This is a genomic window from Streptomyces sp. URMC 124 (assembly GCF_051386455.1).
GTDB lineage: Bacteria > Actinomycetota > Actinomycetes > Streptomycetales > Streptomycetaceae > Streptomyces.
Genome location: NZ_JBPQTS010000083.1, coordinates 23,472 through 30,990 on the forward strand (window position 1 = coordinate 23,472; position 7,519 = coordinate 30,990).

General features: G+C 72.6%; 7 protein-coding genes. 5 read left to right on the forward strand and 2 right to left on the reverse strand.

Annotated features, from left to right (window positions below):
• Window positions 1–120: 120 nt before the first annotated feature.
• Window positions 121–690, reverse strand: coding sequence for a GNAT family N-acetyltransferase (locus tag ACSNOG_RS18745; protein ID WP_436753799.1), 570 nt, complete (start codon window positions 688–690; stop codon window positions 121–123).
• Window positions 691–816: 126 nt separating this feature from the next.
• Here ACSNOG_RS18745 and ACSNOG_RS18750 point away from each other — a divergent pair, with 126 nt between their 5' ends.
• Window positions 817–1,389 (forward strand): TetR/AcrR family transcriptional regulator, encoded by a 573-nt coding sequence (locus tag ACSNOG_RS18750; protein WP_436753800.1) that lies wholly within the window; start codon window positions 817–819, stop codon window positions 1,387–1,389.
• 48 nt (window positions 1,390–1,437) lie between these two features.
• The gene (locus ACSNOG_RS18755; RefSeq protein WP_436753801.1) at window positions 1,438–2,328 is read left to right on the forward strand and encodes an alpha/beta fold hydrolase; all 891 of its coding nucleotides are present in this window, start codon (window positions 1,438–1,440) and stop codon (window positions 2,326–2,328) included.
• On the opposite strand, the gene ACSNOG_RS18760 is transcribed toward ACSNOG_RS18755, so the two are convergent.
• The gene (locus tag ACSNOG_RS18760) at window positions 2,309–2,965 is read right to left on the reverse strand and encodes a dienelactone hydrolase family protein (RefSeq protein ID WP_436753802.1); all 657 of its coding nucleotides are present in this window, start codon (window positions 2,963–2,965) and stop codon (window positions 2,309–2,311) included. The genes ACSNOG_RS18755 and ACSNOG_RS18760 overlap by 20 nt on opposite strands.
• Before the next feature lie 277 nt (window positions 2,966–3,242).
• Between ACSNOG_RS18760 and ACSNOG_RS18765 the strand changes: the two genes are divergently transcribed.
• From ACSNOG_RS18765 to ACSNOG_RS18775, 3 genes are all read left to right on the forward strand, one after another.
• Window positions 3,243–4,643 carry a condensation domain-containing protein gene (locus tag ACSNOG_RS18765; RefSeq protein WP_436753803.1) on the forward strand — a complete coding sequence of 467 codons (1,401 nt, stop codon included), beginning with the start codon at window positions 3,243–3,245 and terminating at the stop codon, window positions 4,641–4,643.
• 5 nt (window positions 4,644–4,648) lie between these two features.
• Window positions 4,649–6,346: a carboxylesterase/lipase family protein gene (locus ACSNOG_RS18770; protein WP_436753804.1), complete on the forward strand. Its 1,698-nt coding sequence runs from the start codon at window positions 4,649–4,651 to the stop codon at window positions 6,344–6,346.
• Window positions 6,347–6,521: 175 nt separating this feature from the next.
• Window positions 6,522–7,519 (forward strand): magnesium and cobalt transport protein CorA (locus ACSNOG_RS18775; protein ID WP_436753805.1); only part of this gene is annotated, 998 nt, incomplete at its 3' end.

The window sequence follows — 7,519 nt, forward strand, 5'->3', positions numbered from 1 at the left end:
CGACGGTCGACCGGGCTCCCGCGGCAGCTACGACGTCCGGGCCCCGATGCGAGAGTCGGGTTCGGGCCCCGATGCGAGAGCCGGGCCCCGATGTGACGTCCGGGCCCCGAACTTCCGGCCTCAGGCCCGAGCGGCGGCCTGCTTGCCTGCCCGCCACTCCGGCGCCAGCACCGACCACATCTCCATGTCGTGCCGCTCGCCCCCCGACAGGAAACTCTCGCGCAGCACGCCGTCCTTCGACATCCCGAGCCGCCGGGCCACGGCGATGCTGGACTCGTTGGCTGTCGAGGCCTGCCACTCGATGCGATGGATGCCCCGCTCCTCGACTGCCCAGTCGATGACCGCGCGTGCGGCCCGGGTCACCAGGCCCTTGCCCACCCCTGCCGGTTCCAGCCAGCAGCCCACCTCGGCGACGCCCTGGGCGACGTCCATCTTCCGCACGATGAACGCGCCGACGAGCTTGCCGTCCGCCCGGATGCCGTAGATCCGCCCGGTGTCGGCCGCGGCCTTCTCCGCGTACGACCGGAGGTACGCCCGGCCCGACTCCAGGTCCGCGACGACATCGGGCAGCGGGATGTAGCGGCCGATGAACTCCCGTCCCCGGTCCACGTGGGCCACGAACTCCTCGGCCTGCCAGGGTTCGAGCGGGCACAGTTCGGCGCCGTCGTCGCCCAGGGATATCGCGTACATCGTTGCCCTCCACCGTCGTCCTCACCAGTGCGTACAGCCAAACGATCTTCGCACGTGCACTGAGCTGACGAGGAGTCGGCTTGATGTGCTAGCTTTTTTCCTAGAGATCCTAGGAAAGGGGTGCGCATGGTACGGGCAGGAGTGACCGTGGCCAGGCTGACGGAAGCCGCCGCGGTGATGGCGGACGAGGCCGGGCTGGAGAAGGTCACCGTCTCCGCCCTCGCGCGGCACTTCGGCGTCAAGGACGCCAGCCTCTACTCGCACGTGAAGAACCTGAGGGAGCTGCGCGTGCGGATCGCCCTGCTGGGGTCCGCCGAGATGACCGAGCGCATCGCCGAGGCGGTGGCGGGCCGGGCCGGCAAGGACGCGCTCGTCGCCTTCGCCGGCGCCTACCGCTCCTACGCCCTCGCGTACCCCGGCCGGTACGCGGCGACGCAGATGCAGCTCGCACCGGAAGAGGTCGCGGACTCCATCGGGTTCCGGCGCAGCGTCGAGCTGACCTACGGCATGCTGCGCGGCTACGGCCTGACCGAGCCGGACCTGACCGACGCGGGCCGGCTGCTGCGCAGCACCTTCCACGGCTACATCCACCTGGAGCTCAGCGGCGGCTTCGGGCACTCCCGCCCCGTGCAGGAGTCCTGGGAGCGCGGGCTCGAGGCCCTCCACGTGGTCCTGGAGCAGTGGCCTTCGGGAACTTAAGAGTCTTCAGAAATGAACGGGGAGCAAGAGATGAACGGGGAGATAGAAATGAACGACAAACCCAGTCCAGGCTCCGGCCCGAGCCACACCACCGGCACCCTCGCCGTGCCCGGCGCGACCCTGTACTACGAGACGCGCGGCAGCGGACCCCTCCTGCTGCTCATCTCCGGCGGCGCGGGAGACGCCGGGATGTTCGCGGGCATGATGCCGGCGCTGGCCGCCGCGTACACGGTGGTGACCTACGATCCGCGCGCCCTGTCCCGCAGCACGCTCGACGGCCCGCTCGCCGACCAGCAGGTTCAGGTGTGGAGCGACGATGCGCGGCGCCTGCTCGACCACCTCGCGCCCGCTGAGGAAGCCAGCGTGATGGGGTGCAGCTCCGGCGCCGTCGTCGCGCTCGACCTGCTGACCCGCCACCCCGGGCGGCTGCGCCGTGTCGTCGTGCACGAGCCGCCGCTCGTGGAGCTCCTCCAGGACCCCGCCCGGTACAAGGCGCTCTTCGCGGAGGTCCGCGACGCCTTCCGGGCGGAGGGGCTCGGTGCGGCGATGGCCCGGTTCGGTGCGGGGATCGGGGAGCCGGTGGCGGAGGACGAGGCGGAGGAGGGGGTGGAGGGCGAGGCGGAGCGGTCTGCCGGACTGCCGCCCGAAATCCAGGAGATGGCCCCCAGGATGCACGCCAACTTCCCGGTCTTCCTGGAGCACATGCTGTGCCCCTTCTCCTCGTCCGCCCCGGACCTGGAGGCGCTGCGCCCGGCCGCGCACAAGCTGGTCCCGGCGGCGGGGCGGCGGTCGCGCACCCGGGAGGTCTTCTACGCGCCGGCAGCCCGCCTCGCGGAACTCTTCGGCAGCGCGCTGGTGGAATTCCCGGGCGGGCACCTCGGAGCCGTCGAGCGCCCGAAGGAATTCGGCGAGCAACTCCTCAAGGTGCTGGCGGCGTAGACGCCCGCGTGAACCACCGGCAGGCCACGTCGGCGACTTCCTCCAGTGTTCCCGGTTCCTCGAACAGGTGGGTGGCCGCCGGGACGACGTGCACCTCGTGGGGCACCTGCAGCTGCGCGGCGGCCGCGCGGTTCATCTGCAGCACGTCGTAGTCGTGACCGCCCACGATCAGCAGGACAGGGGCCCGGACGCGGTCGAGGGCGTCGTCGGCGAGGTCGGGGCGGCCGCCGCGCGAGACGACCGAGCGCACGCGGTCCGGCCGCTCCGCGGCCGCGGTGAGCGCCGCCGCCGCGCCCGTACTGGCTCCGAACAGATGGACCGCCAGGCCGGCGGTTCGCTCGTCCCGGCCGAGCCAGTCGATCGCTGCGGCCAGGCGCCCGCTCAGCAGGGCGATGTCGAAGCGGTGCTGAGCCGTGACCGCGTCCACCTGTTCCTCCTCCTCGCTCAGGAGGTCCATCAGCAGCGTGGCCAGGCCGGCCTCCTGCAGCGTCCCGGCGACCGCGCGGTTGCGCGGGCTCATCCGGGAGCTGCCGCTGCCGTGGGCGAACAGCACCACCGCCCGGGCGGAGCCGGGCACGGCGAGGTCGCCGACGAGCGCCGGCCCGTCGGTGGGGATCAGAACCTCCGTGGAGATCATCGGCACCCTTCTCTTTCCGCCCGTGTCGCCGGAGCGGTCGCCCCCGTCGCTGGGGCCACCTTCCCCCGGGTGCGCCGGCCGCTCGGGCGCGCCCCGCCGTGTGCGGCCCCCGTTTCCCCTGGCCAGTCGGCTCGTTGGGCTGAACGAGTGAATGCGTCAATGCCTCAATGCGTCAATGCCTAAATGTGCCGGCCGGGCCTCTGCCCTCCCCGTGGCGGCGGCTCCCGCCCGGGCACGACCGGCAGGCGCGGCGCAACCGACAAGGGGAAGGGACCCCGTGATCCAGGTATCCGTCGAGGATGTGGAAATCGCCCCAGGGCACGTCTTCGAATGGGCGGTGGTCTCTTCGAAGATGGTCGGATCCGCCGGGCCGGCCCAGCCGGGCGCGGCAACGACCTACAACCAGGCGAAACATTTCACCGTCGCACAGGACGCCCACAGAGCCAACGACACCGTCTGCGCCTACGTCGCCGGTACCTTCGATCTCCCCGGGCCCGTGGACCGCGAAGCGCTCGGCGCCGCCATGCTCCACTTCGTCCGGCGTCACGAGGTGCTGCGCTGCAGCTTCCAGCAGCTCGTCGGCGAGGTGTCCTGCGACGTCCTCGGGCCGGACGACGTGGAGGTCAAGGAGTACGACCTGGGGTGCGTCGACTCGGCCGAGGGTGTGCGGGAGCACCTGCACCGGACGTTCCAGCAGGTGGACCCGCTGTCCTGGCCGCTGATCCGCATGGGTGCCGTCGTCAGGGACGACTCCGCCACGGTCTGGTTCGCCTGCGACCACCTCGTCACCGACGGGCTGTCCACGCCCATCGCGGTGCACGACATCGCCGCGGCCTACGAGGCGTTCGCGGACGACCGCAGCCCTGCTCTTCCGGAGGCGGGCAGCTACCTCGCCTTCAGCCGTGAGCAGCGCCGCCGGAACGTCTCCCTCGACGCCGACGACGCCCGGCTGAACCACTGGAAGGCCTTCATGGCGGGCGGCGACGGCTTCTTCCCGCGGTTCCCGCTGGACCTCGGTGCGGAGCCGGGCCGCATGTACCCCGCGGTCAACGAGACGGAGAGGCTGCTCGGGGCCGAGGAGACCGAGGAGCTGGAGGCCGCGTGCCGCGCCGCCGGCGGCCGGCTCTTCATGGGGCTCCTGGCGGCCGTTGGCGTCTCCCTCAGAAAGGAGGGCGGCCCGGACGTCTACCGGGGCATCATGCCGGTCAGCGAACGCGGCCGCGGCTCCTACGTCCACACCATGGGCTGGTTCATCAACACGATGCCCATCGCCTTCTCCGTGGCCGAGGGCCGGGACCTGCGGACCGTCATGGCGGGCGTGCGCTCCGCGGCCGCCGAGATGCAGCAGCACGTCGACGTACCGTTCGTGAAGGCGTGGCAGCTGCTGGCACCGGTGGAGTACACGAAGGTCCGCTACTGGCCGTACGCCGTGAACTTCTTCTCCTACCTCGACTTCCGCCGCTCGCCCGGAGCGCAGCACCACGTGCCCCGGCAGGCCAGGAAGCACGTCTGGCTGTCGCGCACCAACGGCTTCTGCTTCTGGCTCCACCGCACCGACGACGGTCTGTACATGAACTCGATCTACGTGGGTACGCCGCAGGCCCGGCGCACGGTGCCGCGCCTGCGGCGGACGTTCACGCGCACGCTGGAGAACATGACCGGCTCGGGGGAGTTCTGAGCGGCATGCGTCGCACCCGGTTCCCGCGCCGCCTCCGCGGCTTCCCGCGCCGCCTCCGCGGCTTCCCGCGCCGCCTCGGCGGCTTCCCGCGCTGCCTCCGCGGCGCCCTGGCCGCGGCGCTCCTGGCGCTGTCGCCCGCGGTCACCGCCGCGGCGCCGGGACCGGGCCGCCCCGCGCCTGAGCGCCCCGTGCCCGAGCGCCCGGTCGCCGCGACCGACCGCGGTCTCGTACGGGGCAGGGCGCACGACGGCTTCGCCACGTACGAGGGCATCCCCTTCGCGGCACCGCCCACCGGCCGGCTGCGCTGGCGGCCCCCGCAGCCCGCCCGCCCCTGGCGCGGGGTGCGGGAGGCCGGGACGCCCGGGCCCGCGTGCCTGCAGCCGCCGGTGTTCGGCGGCGGAGCCCCCACCGGCTCGGAGGACTGCCTTCACCTCAGCGTCACCGCACCCACGGGCCCCGGGCCCGCCCGCGGCCGTCCCGTCATGGTGTGGCTGCACGGCGGCGGCTTCACGTACGGCACGGGCAGCGCCCACCGCCCCGATCGGCTCGCCGTACGGGGCGGTGCCGTCGTCGTCACCGTCAACTACCGGCTCGGAGCGCTCGGATTCTTCGGCCATCCGGAGCTCGAGGACGCGCCCCCGTTCGGACTGGCCGACCAGCAGGCGGCCCTGCGCTGGGTCCGGGCCAACGCGGCCCGCTTCGGCGGCGACCCGGGCAACGTGACCCTGTTCGGGGTCTCGGCCGGTGGTCTCAGCACCTGCGCCCAGCTGGTCTCGCCGACCGCCGCCGGCCTCTTCGACAAGGCCGTCGTGCAGAGCGGCTCCTGCATGACGGCGTACCCGCCCGGTGCCCTCGTCCCGAGCCTCCCCGCCTACCGGCCCTTCGTCTCCCAGCACAGCCTCCGCGGCGAGGGCGCGGCGGCGGCCGTCCGCCTCGGGTGCCCGCGGGGCGCGGGGGCACTGGACTGCCTGCGCCGCCTCGGTGCCGGGAAGCTCGTCACGCCCGAGCTGACGGCCGTCTTCAACAGGCCGGCGTACGGCAACCTCCTCCTGCCCACGGATCCGGCGCGCGCCCTGGAGGGCGGCCGCTTCCACCGGGTGCCGGTGATGCAGGGCGCCAACCGCGACGAGATGCGGATGTTCCTCGGCTTCACCCTCGCCCAGTACCCCCTTCGCGACGCCCGGGACTACCGGGCCCGCTTGCGTACCTCCTTCGGTGGCGCGGCCGGGGCCGTCGAGGCGGAATACCCGCTCTCCGCGTACCCCACGCCCGCCCTCGCCTGGGCCGCGGTGACCACCGACAGCGCGTGGGCGTGCACCACACTGCGCGCCGACAGGGCCCTCGCCCGGCACGTCCCCACGTACGCCTACGAGTTCGCCGACCGGAACGCGCCCGTCCTGGACGGCCTCCCCGACGTGCCCGGCTTCCCCTACGGCGCCGCGCACGGCTTCGAGCTCGCCTACCTCTTCGGCTCCACGCCCACGAAACAGCCGCTCACCGGCCGGCAGCGGGCCTTGGCCGACCGGATGACCGGCTACTGGACGCGCTTCGCGCTCACCGGTGACCCGAACCACCCCGGCGCTCCCCGCTGGCCGGCGTTCCGCAGCGGGGCGCCATCCGTCCAGTCCCTGGCGCCGGGCCGGGGAGGCGTACGGCCCTCCGATGGGGGAGCCGGCCACCACTGCGCGTTCTGGGACCGTTGAGGTCGTGTGGCTGCGCCACTTTCCGCCGCGGGACAGCTAGATTCCCAAGCGAAGCACCTGAAAAGCAGGCAAAAGGTGCCGACGGTCGCGCCATGAGCTTCGGTGACCCCCAGCCGGGGACGGCCCCGGCACCCTGTCCGGGCCCCGGCCCGGGCCGGCCGCGAGGAGGAAGGCCGTGATCGTCGACTGCGCCCACTACCGTGACGGCCGGCGGCAGCACGAGGGCGCCATGCCGCTGGAGCAGGCGGCCGCCCGCTGCGCGCAGGGCGGCTTCGTCTGGCTGGGCATGTTCGAACCCGGCCCCGCCGAACTGGCGAGGGTGCGCGAGTGCTTCGGGCTGCACGAGCTCGCCGTCGAGGACGCCCGGGCGTTTCACCTGCGGCCCAAGGCCGAGCAGTACGAGGACGGCACCGAGCTCATCATCCTGCGCACGGCACGCTACGACGACGAGCGCGAGGAGGTCGACACCGGCGAGATCAGCATCTTCCTCGCCGAGCACTTCGTGATCACCGTGCGCCAGGGCATCGCCAGCGAGCTGAGCGGCGCCCGCAGCCGGCTGGAAGGCCGCCCCGAACTGCTGCGGGCAGGAAGCGTCTCCACGCTGTGGGCCATCCTCGACCAGGTCGTCGACAGCTATGCGCCCGTCGTCGCGGAACTGGAACGCGACATCGAGCAGATCGAGGCCACGGTGTTCTCCGGCGCGGTCGCCCCCACCGAGCGGATCTACTCCCTGCGCCGCGAGGCCACCGACTTCTACCGCGCGGTGCACCCGCTGCTCGCCGTCGTGACCCGCCGCCTGCAGTCGGGCAAGGCCCCGGCCGGGCTCCTCCCGTACTTCCGCGACGTGCACGACCACCTGCTGCTCGTCAACGAGGAGGTCGCCGCCCAGCGCGACCTGCTGGCCACCGTCCTCGAAGCGAACATCGCGGTGATCTCCGTGGAACAGAACAAGATCAACCTGCGGCAGAGCGCCACGATGGAGCGGCTGACGATCCTGGCGTCGGTGTTCCTGCCGCTGTCGTTCGTGGTCGGCTTCTTCGGCCAGAACTTCGACTGGCTGGTCACCCACATCAGCAGCTTCACCGCCTTCCTGGCCATCACCCTCTGCGGCCTGCTGCTGCCCTGCCTCCTCCTCTACATCTGGCTACGCCGCCACCACACCCACCCCGCCCC